Here is an 18,852-nt window from a genome sequence, read left to right as displayed (position 1 = left end):
TGTGGTGCCGGTGCCGGTGCCGGTGCCGGTGTCGGTGTCGGTGTCGGTGTCGGTGTCGGTGCGGTGTCGGTGTCGGTGTCGGTGTCGGTGTCGGTGTCGATGAGGATGATCCGGCCCGGGTCTTCGGACTGGGCAGAACGCACCAATCCCCAGACCGCGGCTCCGGCCAGATCGCTGACCTCGTCACCATCGTGGCCGACCGCGCCCCGGGTCAGGATCAGCAGTGCGCTCTCGGCGAACCGGGGCTCGCCCGACCAGGTCTGCAGTACCGTCAGCATTCGTGTCGTGGCGGTGTGCACCCGCTGTGGCTCATCGTCACCAGCACCGGTAGCGGTGGCGTTACGCCGGTCCAGCACGATTACCGGCGGCACGATGGCGTCCTGCTCGCTCGCCCAGGTCAGGAAATCGGCTTCGAGGGCGAACGTCGCTGTCCGGGGTGTGGCCGCTTGCCCGGTGGCCGGCGTCGGTGGTGTCAGCGGCACCCAGCTCAATGCGCACAGTCGCTGCACGTGCCCGGCTGTGCCGAGTTGTCCGGCTGTGATCGGTCGTACCGTGAGTGAGCCCGCGCTCAGCACGGGTGCGCCGGTGGAGTCCGCCACCCGGATCGTGACCGCCTCACCACCGGAGGCCGCCGGAGACATCCAGCCGCGCAGCTGTGAGGCGCCGGCGGCGTGCAACGACACGTCCCGCCACTCGAAGGGCAGCGAAACACCCTGTCCCGATTCGGCATCAGCGGCGTCGGCGGCCATGCCGTGCAGCAACGAGTCCAGCAATGCCGGGTGCAGACCGAACTGTCCGGCGTCGGTGACGGTGTCGGGCAGCGCCGCCTGCACGAACACCTCCGCACCACGTCGCCATACCGACTGCAGGCCCCGGAAAGCGGGACCGTACTCATAGCCTCGCTCGGCGAGCAGCTCGTACCAGCCCTGCACCGGCACCTCGACCGCGTCGTGCGGTGGCCACACGGTCAACTCCGCGATCGGCGGGGCCTGTTCCACCGCACCGGTCAGTACTCCCTGCGCATGCAACACCCACACCGCTTCGCCGGCATCGGAATCGGCGTCGTCGCCGATCTCCGATCGCGAGTACACCGTGACCGCACGCGCCCCCCGGTCGTCGGCGTCATCGACGACCACCTGAATGCGGGCTGCCGTATCGGTGGTCAGCACCAGCGGCGTAACCAGCGTCAGTTCCTGCAGTCTCGCGCACCCCACCTGCACACCGGCGCGCAAAGCCAACTCCACGAACCCCGTACCCGGCAACAACACCACACCGTCGACGGCGTGATCGGCCAGCCAGGGCTGGGTGGCCACCGACAATCTGCCCGTCATCACCACGGCACCGGAATCCGGAGACACCACCACAGCACCCAGCAGTGGATGCCCGGCCGCGCTCAACCCCAGCGATGCCGCGTTTGCGGAACTGCCGGTTTCGAGCCAGTAGCGGCGCCGTTGGAATGCGTAGGTGGGGAGTTCGAGTTGTTGCCGGTGGCCGTGGGGTGCCGGTTGCCAGTCGATGTCGATCCCGCTGACGTTGAGTTGTGCGACCGATTGGGTGAATCGGGTGGTGCTGTCTTCGTGACGGCGCAGTGTTCCGGTGACCACCGGTGTGGCGGAGGAGGTGGTGTGCTGGGTTTCACCGATCTGCTCGATGTCGGCGGTCAGTAGCGGGTGTGGGCTGGCTTCGACGAATACGGTGTATCCGTCCTGGTAGAGCTGTCGGATGGTGTCGTCGAACCGGACCGGTTCGCGGAGGTTGGTGTACCAGTACCGGCCGTCGAGTCCGCTGGTGTCGATCACTTCACCGGTCACCGTCGAGTAGAACGCTGTCGAGCAGGAACGGGGCCGCACTCCGGCCAAGGCCTCTAGCAGCGGTTCACGCAACCGGTCGACCTGCGGTGAGTGCGAGGCGTAGCTGACCGGGATGATCCGGGCTTGGATCTGGCGGGTCTCGCAGATCGTGTGCAGAGCCTCCAATTGTGTGGTCGCGCCCGAGACGACCGTGGCTCGTGGCCCGTTGACCGCGGCTACCGACAACTCGTCGAAGTCCTCGAGCAGATGTTCGACCTGTGCCAGGGCCAACCCGATCGACATCATGCCCCCGAGGCCTTCGAGCCGGGTCAACGCCGCTGAACGCAGGACCACGATCCTGGCCGCATCCTCGACGGACAGCGCTCCCGCGACGTGGGCTGCAGCGATCTCGCCCTGGGAATGACCGACCACCGCATCGGGATACACACCGGACGAACGCCACAGCTCGGCCAGCGACACCATCACCGCGAACAGTGCCGGCTGGACCATATCGACCCGTTCGAGCCAGTACGGGTCGCTACCGGTGAGCACCTCCGACAACGACCACTGCACCAGCGGGGCGAACGCCTGCTCGCATTCGGCCATCTTCGCAGCGAACACCGGTGCGCTGCTCAGCAGCCGGCGGCCCATGGTCAGCCACTGCGCACCCTGCCCCGGGAACACCATCACGGTCTTGCCCTGCCGACCCGCCACACCGCAGACCACACCCGGTGCCGGAACCTGCTCGGCCAACGCCGCGAGCCCAGCTGTCAACTCGGCTCGATCCTCACCGGTGATCACCGCACGATGCTCGAACAGCGACCGCCCCAGCAACGAGCGCGCCACATCCGCGGCAGCCACATCCGGATTCCGTGCCAGGAACCGGTGCAACCGCTGCGCCTGCCCGGTCAACGCCTCAGCACTACGACCCGACAACACCCACACCACCCCCCCACCCTCCACCGACACCGGTGCCTGTTCTCCTGCAGGTGCTTGCTCCTGCGCAGGCGCCTGTTCGAGGATCACGTGGGCGTTGGTACCGCTGACGCCGAACGCGGAGACTCCGGCTCGGCGTGGCCCCTCGGTCACCGGCCAATCCCGGGCCCGGGTCAGCAGTTCCACCCCTCCGGAGGACCAATCCACGTGTGAGGACGGAGCATCCACGTGCAGCGTCTGCGGAAGTATCCCGTGACGCATCGCCATCACCATCTTGATCACCCCGGCCACTCCCGCGGCTGCCTGGGTATGGCCGATATTGGATTTCAGCGATCCCAGCCACAGCGGACGATCGGAATCCCGTTCCCGCCCGTAGGTGGCCAATAGCGCCTGCGCCTCGATCGGGTCACCCAGCGAGGTACCGGTGCCATGTGCTTCGACCACATCCACCGCGGTGGCCGGGATTCCCGCGTTGGCCAGCGCCCGCCGGATCACCCGTTCCTGCGCAGGGCCGTTGGGAGCGGTCAAACCGTTGGAAGCGCCGTCCTGGTTGACCGCGCTGCCCCGGACCACCGCCAATACCCGATGCCCGAGACGACGCGCATCCGACAACCGCTCCAACACCAGCACCCCGGCGCCCTCACCCCACCCCGTGCCGTCAGCGGCCTCGGCGAACGGCTTACACCGGCCGTCACGCGCCATCCCACGCTGCCGCGAGAACTCCACGAACCCGATAGGAGTCGACATCACCGTCACACCCCCGGCCAACGCCATCGAACACTCCCCCGCCCGCAACGCCTGACACGCCTGATGCACCGCCACCAGACTCGACGAACACGCCGTGTCCACCGACACCGCGGGCCCCTCCAACCCCAACACATACGAAATACGCCCAGAAGCCACACTCCCAGCGGCGCCGGTCATCAAATACCCCTCAGCACCGTGCTCGGCGCCCACACCATAGATCTGACCGGTCACACCGATATACACACCGGTATCGCTACCACGCAGACCACCCGGCTCGATCCCCGCATGCTCAAGCGATTCCCACACCGTCTCCAACAACATCCGCTGCTGCGGATCCATCGCGACCGCCTCACGCGGACTGATCCCGAAGAAACCACTGTCGAACTCACCAGCGTCGTAGACGAAACCACCCTCACGCACATACGACTTCCCCGCCACACCGGGCTCGGGATCGAACAACGCACCCACATCCCACCCCCGATCAACCGGAAAACCACCCACCGCATCACGCCCCCCGACCACCAACTCCCACAACTCCGCAGCCGACGACACCCCACCCGGAAACCGACACCCAATCCCCACAATCGCCACAGACTCCGACGCACGCGCACGGAATTCGCGATTCTCTCGCCGTAAAGATTCATTTTCTCGCGCGGAAATACGCAGAGCTTTGGTCAGGTCGTCAATCGAAATAGGCACGAGATCCCCTACTCAGTCCATCTGCTTCTCGATGATATGCCGGACGAGACTTTCGGGATCCATCGAGTCGATCGAGCTGGAGCCTTCTCGATCGCGATTGTCCAACGTTCTCAGTTGACGAAGCTTCTCACGAATACCATCGACACGATGGCTCAAAGATTCACTCACGACAATCTCGGGTTCAACTCGGAGAATAATTGATTCAAATTTCTCCAGACCCTCCAGAAAGTCATCTTCGACCGACCGAGGCTTGGTGGTGCCGAAGAGTTCTTCGAGGATGTAGGTAGCCACCGCAGCCGGCGTCGGGTGGTCGAAGACGAGTGTGGCTGGGAGTCGTAGTCCGGTAGTGGTGTTGAGGCGGTTGCGGACTTCTACTGCGGTGAGGGAGTCGAATCCGAGGTCTCGGAAGTTGTGGTCGGCGGTGATGGTGTCGGTGTTGGAGTGGCCGAGCACGATTGCGACTTGGTTGGCGATGGTTTCGAGGATGGTTGTGTGTCGTTCCGATCGGGATAGTGGGGTGAGTCGTTCGCGTAGTCCGGTTCCGTTGTTGGTTGTGGCGCGTGGTGTGTTGGTTGCTATCAGTCCGCGTAGGAGTGGTGGCAGTGTGCCTGCGCGGTCTTGTGTGGTCAGGGTTGTGGTGTCCCAGTGGACGGCGACGACTGCGGGGCTGGGTTGTTGCAGGGCGGCGTCGAACATGGCCAGTCCTTGCTGGGGCGACAGGCCTGTGACGCCGCTGTGTCCGGTGTGGGTGTCATCGAGGTGTCCGGTCATCCCGGTGCGGGAGCTCCATAGTCCCCATGCGATCGAGGTCGCGGTCTGTCCTCGGGCGTGGCGGTGTTCGGCCAGTGCGTCGAGGAAGGTGTTGGCTGCGGCGTAGTTGGCTTGGCCTGGGTTACCTACTACACCTGATGCCGAGGAATACAACACGAACAGTGCCAGGTCGGTGTTGCGGGTCAGTTCGTGGAGGTGCCAGGCGGCGTCGACCTTGGTCTGTAGCACTGGTGTCATGCGTTCTTCGGTCAGTGAGGTGATCGTTGCGTCGTCGAGCACGCCTGCAGCGTGGATCACGCCGGTCAGTGGTGCGTGGGCGGGTACCGCGGCCAGTAGTCGGGCTACCGCGTCGCGGTTCGATACATCGCAGGCCAGCACCTGCACCTGGGCGCCGAGTTCGCTCAGTTGTGTCACCAGTTCGGTGACGCCCTGGGCGTGTGGTCCGCGGCGGCTGGCCAGTACCAGCGATCGCACTCCGTGTGTGGTCACCAGGTGGCGGGCCAGCATGGCACCCAGTCCTCCGGTTCCGCCGGTGATCACCACTGTGCCGGTCGAGATGGTGGGGCCGGTGCCGGTGTTCGGGGGGATCGTCAAGACGACTTTGCCGATGTGCCGCGCACGGCTGATGTAGCGGAAGGCCTCCGGTGCTCGACGGATATCCCATACCTTGACCGGCGGTGGATCCAATGCGCCGGTATCGAAGAGTGTTTTGAGCTCTTGGAGCATCTGTTGGACACGGTCTGGGCCGGCTTCGATCAGATCGAAGGTCTGATATTGCACCCCGGGGTGGTGTATCGCGATATCGCTGTGGTCGCGGTTATCTGTTTTGCCCATTTCGAGGAAGCGTCCACCGCGGGGTAGGAGCCGTAGGGAGGCATCGATGTACTCGCCGGTCAGCGAGTTCAGGACTACATCCACACCGTGGCCGTCGGTGGCTGCCCGGAACGTGTCCTCGAAATCGAGTGAGCGGGAGTCTGCGATGTGTTCTTCATCGAATCCCGTGGACCGCAGAGTGTCTTGCTTGTTCCTGCTTGCCGTGCCGTACACGTCCACACCCCAGTGGCGGGCCAGCTGGGTGGCCGCTGTTCCCACACCGCCCGCCGCGGCATGGACCAGCAGCCGTTCGCCCGGTTGGATGCGCGCCAGGTCGTGCAGTCCGTAGTAGGCGGTGAGGAATACCACCGAGACCGCTGCCGCGTCGGTGAACGACCAGCCCCGGGGCATGTGGGTGATCATTCTGTGGTCGGTCACCGCGACGGGGCCCAGACCGCTGAGGATCAATCCCATCACCCGGTCACCCGGTTCGAATCCCTCGGCACCGGGGCCGACCTCGGTGACCACTCCCGCAGCTTCACGTCCCATACGGAAGTCCTCTGCGGGCACCATGCCCAGGCAGATGAGGACATCTTTGAAGTTCAGGGCGCCGGCCCGTACCGCAATCCGTACCTGTCCGGTGTCCAGCGGCTCACTATCGGCTCGGTTCGGCCGCAGGACAAGCCCGTCCACGGTCCGGTCGCCCGCCTCCAGTTGCCACGACGCCGACTCCGGAACCACCAGCCCCTGCTGCGCGGGCAGGCGGGTCAGGCGGGCCATGTGCAACACACCGCTGCGGATCATCAGCTGGGACTCACCACACGCGAGTATCGCCTCGACCGGCACGTCCGGCTCGGGACTGCTGCCGGGTGTGGTGCCGGTGCCGGTGCCGGTGCCGGTGTCGGTGTCGGTGTCGGTGTCGGTGTCGGTGTCGGTGTCGGTGTCGGTGTCGGTGTCGGTGTCGATGAGGATGATCCGGCCCGGGTCTTCGGACTGGGCAGAACGCACCAATCCCCAGACCGCGGCTCCGGCCAGATCGCTGACCTCGTCACCATCGTGGCCGACCGCGCCCCGGGTCAGGATCAGCAGTGCGCTCTCGGCGAACCGGGGCTCGCCCGACCAGGTCTGCAGTACCGTCAGCATTCGTGTCGTGGCGGTGTGCACCCGCTGTGGCTCATCGTCACCAGCACCGGTAGCGGTGGCGTTACGCCGGTCCAGCACGATTACCGGCGGCACGATGGCGTCCTGCTCGCTCGCCCAGGTCAGGAAATCGGCTTCGAGGGCGAACGTCGCTGTCCGGGGTGTGGCCGCTTGCCCGGTGGCCGGCGTCGGTGGTGTCAGCGGCACCCAGCTCAATGCGCACAGTCGCTGCACGTGCCCGGCTGTGCCGAGTTGTCCGGCTGTGATCGGTCGTACCGTGAGTGAGCCCGCGCTCAGCACGGGTGCGCCGGTGGAGTCCGCCACCCGGATCGTGACCGCCTCACCACCGGAGGCCGCCGGAGACATCCAGCCGCGCAGCTGTGAGGCGCCGGCGGCGTGCAACGACACGTCCCGCCACTCGAAGGGCAGCGAAACACCCTGTCCCGATTCGGCATCAGCGGCGTCGGCGGCCATGCCGTGCAGCAACGAGTCCAGCAATGCCGGGTGCAGACCGAACTGTCCGGCGTCGGTGACGGTGTCGGGCAGCGCCGCCTGCACGAACACCTCCGCACCACGTCGCCATACCGACTGCAGGCCCCGGAAAGCGGGACCGTACTCATAGCCTCGCTCGGCGAGCAGCTCGTACCAGCCCTGCACCGGCACCTCGACCGCGTCGTGCGGTGGCCACACGGTCAACTCCGCGATCGGCGGGGCCTGTTCCACCGCACCGGTCAGTACTCCCTGCGCATGCAACACCCACACCGCTTCGCCGGCATCGGAATCGGCGTCGTCGCCGATCTCCGATCGCGAGTACACCGTGACCGCACGCGCCCCCCGGTCGTCGGCGTCATCGACGACCACCTGAATGCGGGCTGCCGTATCGGTGGTCAGCACCAGCGGCGTAACCAGCGTCAGTTCCTGCAGTCTCGCGCACCCCACCTGCACACCGGCGCGCAAAGCCAACTCCACGAACCCCGTACCCGGCAACAACACCACACCGTCGACGGCGTGATCGGCCAGCCAGGGCTGGGTGGCCACCGACAATCTGCCCGTCATCACCACGGCACCGGAATCCGGAGACACCACCACAGCACCCAGCAGTGGATGCCCGGCCGCGCTCAACCCCAGCGATGCCGCGTTTGCGGAACTGCCGGTTTCGAGCCAGTAGCGGCGCCGTTGGAATGCGTAGGTGGGGAGTTCGAGTTGTTGCCGGTGGCCGTGGGGTGCCGGTTGCCAGTCGATGTCGATCCCGCTGACGTTGAGTTGTGCGACCGATTGGGTGAATCGGGTGGTGCTGTCTTCGTGACGGCGCAGTGTTCCGGTGACCACCGGTGTGGCGGAGGAGGTGGTGTGCTGGGTTTCACCGATCTGCTCGATGTCGGCGGTCAGTAGCGGGTGTGGGCTGGCTTCGACGAATACGGTGTATCCGTCCTGGTAGAGCTGTCGGATGGTGTCGTCGAACCGGACCGGTTCGCGGAGGTTGGTGTACCAGTACCGGCCGTCGAGTCCGCTGGTGTCGATCACTTCACCGGTCACCGTCGAGTAGAACGCTGTCGAGCAGGAACGGGGCCGCACTCCGGCCAAGGCCTCTAGCAGCGGTTCACGCAACCGGTCGACCTGCGGTGAGTGCGAGGCGTAGCTGACCGGGATGATCCGGGCTTGGATCTGGCGGGTCTCGCAGATCGTGTGCAGAGCCTCCAATTGTGTGGTCGCGCCCGAGACGACCGTGGCTCGTGGCCCGTTGACCGCGGCTACCGACAACTCGTCGAAGTCCTCGAGCAGATGTTCGACCTGTGCCAGGGCCAACCCGATCGACATCATGCCCCCGAGGCCTTCGAGCCGGGTCAACGCCGCTGAACGCAGGACCACGATCCTGGCCGCATCCTCGACGGACAGCGCTCCCGCGACGTGGGCTGCAGCGATCTCGCCCTGGGAATGACCGACCACCGCATCGGGATACACACCGGACGAACGCCACAGCTCGGCCAGCGACACCATCACCGCGAACAGTGCCGGCTGGACCATATCGACCCGTTCGAGCCAGTACGGGTCGCTACCGGTGAGCACCTCCGACAACGACCACTGCACCAGCGGGGCGAACGCCTGCTCGCATTCGGCCATCTTCGCAGCGAACACCGGTGCGCTGCTCAGCAGCCGGCGGCCCATGGTCAGCCACTGCGCACCCTGCCCCGGGAACACCATCACGGTCTTGCCCTGCCGACCCGCCACACCGCAGACCACACCCGGTGCCGGAACCTGCTCGGCCAACGCCGCGAGCCCAGCTGTCAACTCGGCTCGATCCTCACCGGTGATCACCGCACGATGCTCGAACAGCGACCGCCCCAGCAACGAGCGCGCCACATCCGCGGCAGCCACATCCGGATTCCGTGCCAGGAACCGGTGCAACCGCTGCGCCTGCCCGGTCAACGCCTCAGCACTACGACCCGACAACACCCACACCACCCCCCCACCCTCCACCGACACCGGTGCCTGTTCTCCTGCAGGTGCTTGCTCCTGCGCAGGCGCCTGTTCGAGGATCACGTGGGCGTTGGTACCGCTGACGCCGAACGCGGAGACTCCGGCTCGGCGTGGCCCCTCGGTCACCGGCCAATCCCGGGCCCGGGTCAGCAGTTCCACCCCTCCGGAGGACCAATCCACGTGTGAGGACGGAGCATCCACGTGCAGCGTCTGCGGAAGTATCCCGTGACGCATCGCCATCACCATCTTGATCACCCCGGCCACTCCCGCGGCTGCCTGGGTATGGCCGATATTGGATTTCAGCGATCCCAGCCACAGCGGACGATCGGAATCCCGTTCCCGCCCGTAGGTGGCCAATAGCGCCTGCGCCTCGATCGGGTCACCCAGCGAGGTACCGGTGCCATGTGCTTCGACCACATCCACCGCGGTGGCCGGGATTCCCGCGTTGGCCAGCGCCCGCCGGATCACCCGTTCCTGCGCAGGGCCGTTGGGAGCGGTCAAACCGTTGGAAGCGCCGTCCTGGTTGACCGCGCTGCCCCGGACCACCGCCAATACCCGATGCCCGAGACGACGCGCATCCGACAACCGCTCCAACACCAGCACCCCGGCGCCCTCACCCCACCCCGTGCCGTCAGCGGCCTCGGCGAACGGCTTACACCGGCCGTCACGCGCCATCCCACGCTGCCGCGAGAACTCCACGAACCCGATAGGAGTCGACATCACCGTCACACCCCCGGCCAACGCCATCGAACACTCCCCCGCCCGCAACGCCTGACACGCCTGATGCACCGCCACCAGACTCGACGAACACGCCGTGTCCACCGACACCGCGGGCCCCTCCAACCCCAACACATACGAAATACGCCCAGAAGCCACACTCCCAGCGGCGCCGGTCATCAAATACCCCTCAGCACCGTGCTCGGCGCCCACACCATAGATCTGACCGGTCACACCGATATACACACCGGTATCGCTACCACGCAGACCACCCGGCTCGATCCCCGCATGCTCAAGCGATTCCCACACCGTCTCCAACAACATCCGCTGCTGCGGATCCATCGCGACCGCCTCACGCGGACTGATCCCGAAGAAACCACTGTCGAACTCACCAGCGTCGTAGACGAAACCACCCTCACGCACATACGACTTCCCCGCCACACCGGGCTCGGGATCGAACAACGCACCCACATCCCACCCCCGATCAACCGGAAAACCACCCACCGCATCACGCCCCCCGACCACCAACTCCCACAACTCCGCAGCCGACGACACCCCACCCGGAAACCGACACCCAATCCCCACAATCGCCACAGACTCCGACGCACGATTCTGCAGGGCAGATTCTCTTGCCCGGCTTTCTCGTAGCTCGGCCGTAACCTTCCTCAGGAGGTGATTAATTTTCTGCGAGTCAGTCACTGTCGGATCCTTCGAAGAATTCTGCCTGCTGTATCGGAAAAGGTGGAAGGCTACGAGATTCCGAACTCATCTCCCAAAACCTCCACAAGCGCATCATCACTTATGGACATGAGGTCTTCCGAATCGGCGGCCGAGACCGCTCCATGACTTTTCGCCCGATCGGCTAATCGCATCACATGCGACAACCGGGCATAAATTTCGTCCGTAAGCGTGTCGCTCTCGACCATCTCCATTATCTCTTTCTCCAGGCGCGCGAGTGGCTCGGAGAGGTCGCTGTCGGATATTTGGTCGAGGATATGGATCGTCACCGCATCCGGCGTAGGCCAGTCGAAGACCAATGTGGCCGGGAGTCGTAGCCCGGTGGCGGTGTTGAGCCGATTTCGGACTTCCACCGCTGTCAGCGAATCGAATCCCAGATCCCGGAAGTTGCGATCGGCGCTGATTGCCTCGACATCTGAATGGCCCAACACCGCCGCGACCTGACTGCTGACCACTTCGGCCACCGCGTCGTACCGATCCGATGTGGACAGGCCCGCCATCCGCTCCCGGAACCCCGCCAGGGTTGCCACTTCGGCGTGCTCCTGTTCCGCACGAAGCGCCGCCTGTGCCTCCGGCAACTCTTGTAAAAGGGGACGATGTCGCGATGCTGCGTAGACCGGCGCGAACCGACTCCAGTCGATATCCGCGATCGTCATCGTCGTTTCACCAGAACCGACGGCGTGGCTCAATGCCTGGATAGCCAGGGCGGGATCCATCAACCGCACACCATTCCGAGCCAGGAAGTCAGCGACGGATCTTCCATGCACCGGCGGCACGGCACTTTCGCCCGTCTCAACCATGCCGCCGCCACCCCAACCACCCCAAGCCAGCGAGGTGGCGATCAGTCCTCGCGAAGCCCGGCTCTCGGCCAACCCGTCCAGGTAGGCGTTTCCGGCCGCATAGTCCGCGCTTCCCGCACTGCCCCAGGTCACTGCGCCGGAGGAGAACAAGACGAAAGCATCGAGTGCCCGATCCCCGAGCAGTTCGTCGAGATACCGTGCACCGGCGACCTTCGGATCGACGACGGCGGCCAATGACGCAATTCCGATCTCGTCGAGCGGCGTCACTGACCCGACACCAGCGGCGTGGATGACCGCCGTCAAAGGAACAGTGCCACCGTCGATCGTTGCCAGTACTGCGGCTACATCATCGCGGCGTGTCATATCGCACGCCGCAATTGTGACGCGGCATCCGAGCGCACGTAATTCCGTCTCCAAATCATGAGCACCGGAGGCCCGATAGCCGCTACGGCTGGCCAGTACGATGTGCTCACCGCCGTTTTCTGCAACCCAGAGCGCCAGATTTCTGCCGATTCCACCTGTGCCACCGGTGATGAGGATCGTTCCTCGCGGCTTCCAACCATCGACAGCGACCGTCCCGGGCAGTGATGCCCGTACCATCCGGCGGCCGTAGATTCCCGACGAGCGGACAGCCAATTGATCTTCCCCATCGCTGCGCGACAGGGCAGTCAGCAGACCCTGCACAATGGATTGGTCCCATTCATCGGGAAGATCGATCAAGCCACCCCACAGCCCGGGAGACTCCAGGCCTGCCACCTGGCCCAGGCCCCACATCTGGACCTGCATAGCGTTCATTATCCGATCCTGCGAGCCAACCTTCACGGCACCGCTCGTCAAGCACCACAGGGGCCACCGAACACCCAGATCACCCAGGGCCTGTAGCAGTAGTACATTCCCCAACAGGCCCTTCGGTACCGACAAGCTCTGCGAACACGGCCTGTCGTCGAGAGCAACCAACGACAGCACACCGCTCACATCGGTGGTGCCCCGGAGCACATCGATGACATCGAGGCGCGACATGCGGTCCGCATCGATCTCGATGTAGCGGGTACTGGCACCTGACTCCCGCAGTGCTGCGAGCACAGCCTGCGCCGAACCTTTTCCGGAGGAACCGACGACAAGCCAGTTTCCGGTCACATCTGCTGGTTCACTCGACAGGAGCTTCCAGTCTATTCGGTAGGACCACGAACCGATCTCGGTCCGATCCTGATGGCGTTGCCGCCACGATGACAGCAGCGGCAGTGCCTCATCGACAGACCGGCCCGGCTCTATCCCCAGCGCACCCAGATCGCCCTCGTCGACCGCACGCCAGAACTCGGCATCAACCGCGTTCGAGGAGGTCCGATCGGCGACCTTGTCGAGCCAGTAGCGGCGCCGTTGGAATGCGTAGGTGGGGAGTTCGAGTTGTTGCCGGTGGCCGTGGGGTGCCGGTTGCCAGTCGATGTCGATCCCGCTGACGTTGAGTTGTGCGACCGATTGGGTGAATCGGGTGGTGCTGTCTTCGTGACGGCGCAGTGTTCCGGTGACCACCGGTGTGGCGGAGGAGGTGGTGTGCTGGGTTTCACCGATCTGCTCGATGTCGGCGGTCAGTAGCGGGTGTGGGCTGGCTTCGACGAATACGGTGTATCCGTCCTGGTAGAGCTGTCGGATGGTGTCGTCGAACCGGACCGGTTCGCGGAGGTTGGTGTACCAGTACCGGCCGTCGAGTCCGCTGGTGTCGATCACTTCACCGGTCACCGTCGAGTAGAACGCTGTCGAGCAGGAACGGGGCCGCACTCCGGCCAAGGCCTCTAGCAGCGGTTCACGCAACCGGTCGACCTGCGGTGAGTGCGAGGCGTAGCTGACCGGGATGATCCGGGCTTGGATCTGGCGGGTCTCGCAGATCGTGTGCAGAGCCTCCAATTGTGTGGTCGCGCCCGAGACGACCGTGGCTCGTGGCCCGTTGACCGCGGCTACCGACAACTCGTCGAAGTCCTCGAGCAGATGTTCGACCTGTGCCAGGGCCAACCCGATCGACATCATGCCCCCGAGGCCTTCGAGCCGGGTCAACGCCGCTGAACGCAGGACCACGATCCTGGCCGCATCCTCGACGGACAGCGCTCCCGCGACGTGGGCTGCAGCGATCTCGCCCTGGGAATGACCGACCACCGCATCGGGATACACACCGGACGAACGCCACAGCTCGGCCAGCGACACCATCACCGCGAACAGTGCCGGCTGGACCATATCGACCCGTTCGAGCCAGTACGGGTCGCTACCGGTGAGCACCTCCGACAACGACCACTGCACCAGCGGGGCGAACGCCTGCTCGCATTCGGCCATCTTCGCAGCGAACACCGGTGCGCTGCTCAGCAGCCGGCGGCCCATGGTCAGCCACTGCGCACCCTGCCCCGGGAACACCATCACGGTCTTGCCCTGCCGACCCGCCACACCGCAGACCACACCCGGTGCCGGAACCTGCTCGGCCAACGCCGCGAGCCCAGCTGTCAACTCGGCTCGATCCTCACCGGTGATCACCGCACGATGCTCGAACAGCGACCGCCCCAGCAACGAGCGCGCCACATCCGCGGCAGCCACATCCGGATTCCGTGCCAGGAACCGGTGCAACCGCTGCGCCTGCCCGGTCAACGCCTCAGCACTACGACCCGACAACACCCACACCACCCCCCCACCCTCCACCGACACCGGTGCCTGTTCTCCTGCAGGTGCTTGCTCCTGCGCAGGCGCCTGTTCGAGGATCACGTGGGCGTTGGTACCGCTGACGCCGAACGCGGAGACTCCGGCTCGGCGTGGCCCCTCGGTCACCGGCCAATCCCGGGCCCGGGTCAGCAGTTCCACCCCTCCGGAGGACCAATCCACGTGTGAGGACGGAGCATCCACGTGCAGCGTCTGCGGAAGTATCCCGTGACGCATCGCCATCACCATCTTGATCACCCCGGCCACTCCCGCGGCTGCCTGGGTATGGCCGATATTGGATTTCAGCGATCCCAGCCACAGCGGACGATCGGAATCCCGTTCCCGCCCGTAGGTGGCCAATAGCGCCTGCGCCTCGATCGGGTCACCCAGCGAGGTACCGGTGCCATGTGCTTCGACCACATCCACCGCGGTGGCCGGGATTCCCGCGTTGGCCAGCGCCCGCCGGATCACCCGTTCCTGCGCAGGGCCGTTGGGAGCGGTCAAACCGTTGGAAGCGCCGTCCTGGTTGACCGCGCTGCCCCGGACCACCGCCAATACCCGATGCCCGAGACGACGCGCATCCGACAACCGCTCCAACACCAGCACCCCGGCGCCCTCACCCCACCCCGTGCCGTCAGCGGCCTCGGCGAACGGCTTACACCGGCCGTCACGCGCCATCCCACGCTGCCGCGAGAACTCCACGAACCCGATAGGAGTCGACATCACCGTCACACCCCCGGCCAACGCCATCGAACACTCCCCCGCCCGCAACGCCTGACACGCCTGATGCACCGCCACCAGACTCGACGAACACGCCGTGTCCACCGACACCGCGGGCCCCTCCAACCCCAACACATACGAAATACGCCCAGAAGCAACGCTTTCGATATTGCCTGTCAGGCGATATCCCTCGACACTGTCATCGGCGCCGATATCGTAGCCCTGGTTGGTCACACCGATATAGACACCGGTATCGCTACCACGCAGACCACCCGGCTCGATCCCCGCATGCTCAAGCGATTCCCACACCGTCTCCAACAACATCCGCTGCTGCGGATCCATCGCGACCGCCTCACGCGGACTGATCCCGAAGAAACCACTGTCGAACTCACCAGCGTCGTAGACGAAACCACCCTCACGCACATACGACTTCCCCGCCACACCGGGCTCGGGATCGAACAACGCACCCACATCCCACCCCCGATCAACCGGAAAACCACCCACCGCATCACGCCCCCCGACCACCAACTCCCACAACTCCGCAGCCGACGACACCCCACCCGGAAACCGACACCCAATCCCCACAATCGCCACAGGCTCCGCGGCCGACGCCGACGTGACCGCTACCGGCACTGGTTCCTGTCCGCTCGTGCCGGCCAGCTCATCGAGGATATGGGTAGTCACCGCATGCGGTGTCGGGTAGTCGAAGACCAGTGTGGTCGGTAGTCGAAGCCCGGTGACAGTGTTGAAACGATTGCGAGCCTCCACGGCGGTCAACGAATCGAATCCCAGATCCCGAAAATTGCGATCGGCACCGATCACCTCGGCGCCGGAATGGCCCAATACTGCCGCGATCTGCTCCACGACCACTTCCAGCACCGCCGTATACCGGCCCGATACGGGCGTACCCGCCAGTCGTTGCCGTAGACCCGCCAGCATTTCGGCCTTTTCGTGTTCCGACTCCAACGCTGTCTGCGCTTCGGCCAGTTCTCGCTGGTGCTGCCGCCACGATGACAGCAGCGGCAGTGCCTCATCGACAGACCGGCCCGGCTCTATCCCCAGCGCACCCAGATCGCCCTTGTCGACCGCACGCCAGAACTCGGCATCAACCGCGTTCGAGGAGGTCCGATCGGCGACCTTGTCGAGCCAGTAGCGGCGCCGTTGGAATGCGTAGGTGGGGAGTTCGAGTTGTTGCCGGTGGCCGTGGGGTGCCGGTTGCCAGTCGATGTCGATCCCGCTGACGTTGAGTTGTGCGACCGATTGGGTGAATCGGGTGGTGCTGTCTTCGTGACGGCGCAGTGTTCCGGTGACCACCGGTGTGGCGGAGGAGGTGGTGTGCTGGGTTTCACCGATCTGCTCGATGTCGGCGGTCAGTAGCGGGTGTGGGCTGGCTTCGACGAATACGGTGTATCCGTCCTGGTAGAGCTGTCGGATGGTGTCGTCGAACCGGACCGGTTCGCGGAGGTTGGTGTACCAGTACCGGCCGTCGAGTCCGCTGGTGTCGATCACTTCACCGGTCACCGTCGAGTAGAACGCTGTCGAGCAGGAACGGGGCCGCACTCCGGCCAAGGCCTCTAGCAGCGGTTCACGCAACTGCTCGGCCTGCACCGAATGGCCGGCACACGACGCAAGGACTCGTCGTGCGCGAATCTGGCGGGTCTCGCAGATCGTGTGCAGAGCCTCCAATTGTGTGGTCGCGCCCGAGACGACCGTGGCTCGTGGCCCGTTGACCGCGGCTACCGACAACTCGTCGAAGTCCTCGAGCAGATGTTCGACCTGTGCCAGGGCCAACCCGATCGACATCATGCCCCCGAGGCCTTCGAGCCGGGTCAACGCCGCTGAACGCAGGACCACGATCCTGGCCGCATCCTCGACGGACAGCGCTCCCGCGACGTGGGCTGCAGCGATCTCGCCCTGGGAATGACCGACCACCGCATCGGGATACACACCGGACGAACGCCACAGCTCGGCCAGCGACACCATCACCGCGAACAGTGCCGGCTGGACCATATCGACCCGTTCGAGCCAGTACGGGTCGCTACCGGTGAGCACCTCCGACAACGACCACTGCACCAGCGGGGCGAACGCCTGCTCGCATTCGGCCATCTTCGCAGCGAACACCGGTGCGCTGCTCAGCAGCCGGCGGCCCATGGTCAGCCACTGCGCACCCTGCCCCGGGAACACCATCACGGTCTTGCCCTGCCGACCCGCCACACCGCAGACCACACCCGGTGCCGGAACCTGCTCGGCCAACGCCGCGAGCCCAGCTGTCAACTCGGCTCGATCCTCACCGGTGATCACCGCACGATGCTCGAACAGCGACCGCCCCAGCAACGAGCGCGCCACATCCGCGGCAGCCACATCCGGATTCCGTGCCAGGAACCGGTGCAACCGCTGCGCCTGCCCGGTCAACGCCTCAGCACTACGACCCGACAACACCCACACCACCCCCCCACCCTCCACCGACACCGGTGCCTGTTCTCCTGCAGGTGCTTGCTCCTGCGCAGGCGCCTGTTCGAGGATCACGTGGGCGTTGGTACCGCTGATACCGAACGAGGACACCGCTGCCAACCGGGGCCGCCCGTCCTGGTCCCAGGGGCTCGCCGCAGTCAGCAACCGGACCCTTCCGGAGGACCAATCCACGTGAGGAGTCGGCTCATCAGCGTGTAGGGTCTGTGGCAGCAGCCCGTGGCGCATCGCCATGACCATCTTGATCACCCCGGCCACACCCGCAGCGTGCTGAGTGTGACCGATATTGGATTTCAACGACCCCAGCCACAGTGGGTGGTCGGAGTCCCGTTCTTGCCCATACGTAGCCAGCAGTGCGTGCGCCTCGATCGGATCACCCAACGCGGTCCCGGTGCCGTGAGCCTCGACCACATCCACCTCGGCAGGTGATACACCCGCGTTGGCCAGCGCCGCACGGATCACTTTTTCCTGCGACGGTCCGTGCGGAGCGGTCAAGCCGTTCGAGGCCCCATCCTGATTCACCGCACTACCACGAACCACCGCCAGCACCCGATGCCCAAGACGACGCGCATCCGACAACCGCTCCAGCAGCAACAAGCCAGCACCCTCGGCGAGCCCAGTTCCATCGGCATCAGCAGAGAATGCTCTGCACCTACCGTCCGAGGACAACGCCCGCATTCGGGAAAATTCGACGAATCCCTGGGCATCGCCCAGAAACGCCACGCCGCCTGCCAGTGCCATTGTGCATTCTCTCGCCCGCAACGCCTGGCATGCCTGATGCAACGCCACCAAGCTCGATGAACACGCCGTGTCCATCGTCACCGCGGGTCCTTCCAGCCCGAAGATATACGAGATACGACCAGAAGTGACGCTGTCGATATTGCCGGTGAGAACGTATCCGCCGAGTTCCGCCGGTGCTTGACTCATCGGCCGACCGTAATCGGTGGTCATGCTCCCGACGTAGACGCCGGTTTGTGTTCCGCGCATCGCTAAAGGATCGATGCCCGCCGATTCGACCGTTTCCCACGCCACTTCGAGCAGAATCCGCTGCTGCGGATCCATCGCCAGAGCCTCGCGAGGAGAAATATTGAAGAAATCTGCATCGAAGCCTGCGGCATCATCGAGGAAACCGCCCTCCCGTGCGTAGGATTTGCCTGGCTCGTCGGGATCGGGATCGTAGAGTTCCTCCACATTCCAGCCGCGATCGGCCGGAAACCCGGTAATCACATCGCGACCTTCTGACACCACACTCCACAGATCGGCCGCGGACCTTACCCCACCGGGATACCGACAACCAACACCGACGATCGCAATCGGTTCGTGCACGCTCTGCTCAAGCTGCCGCACTCGCTGGTTCG

At 65.1% G+C, this 18,852-nt stretch carries 3 pseudogenes; all 3 read right to left on the bottom strand.

The window, feature by feature from the left end:
* Positions 1–86: 86 nt before the first annotated feature.
* Positions 87–4,172: pseudogene (locus LTT61_RS24790) on the bottom strand (type I polyketide synthase); the annotation flags it as partial.
* A 12-nt stretch (positions 4,173–4,184) separates the two neighbouring features.
* Positions 4,185–10,760, bottom strand: a pseudogene (locus LTT61_RS24785) (type I polyketide synthase); the annotation flags it as partial.
* Between the two features lie 337 nt (positions 10,761–11,097).
* Positions 11,098–18,814 (bottom strand): annotated as a pseudogene (locus LTT61_RS24780) (type I polyketide synthase); the annotation flags it as partial.
* Positions 18,815–18,852 lie beyond the last annotated feature (38 nt).

This window comes from Nocardia asteroides (assembly GCF_021183625.1).
GTDB lineage: Bacteria > Actinomycetota > Actinomycetes > Mycobacteriales > Mycobacteriaceae > Nocardia > Nocardia asteroides_A.
This window is presented reverse-complemented; position numbering and strand designations above follow the sequence as displayed.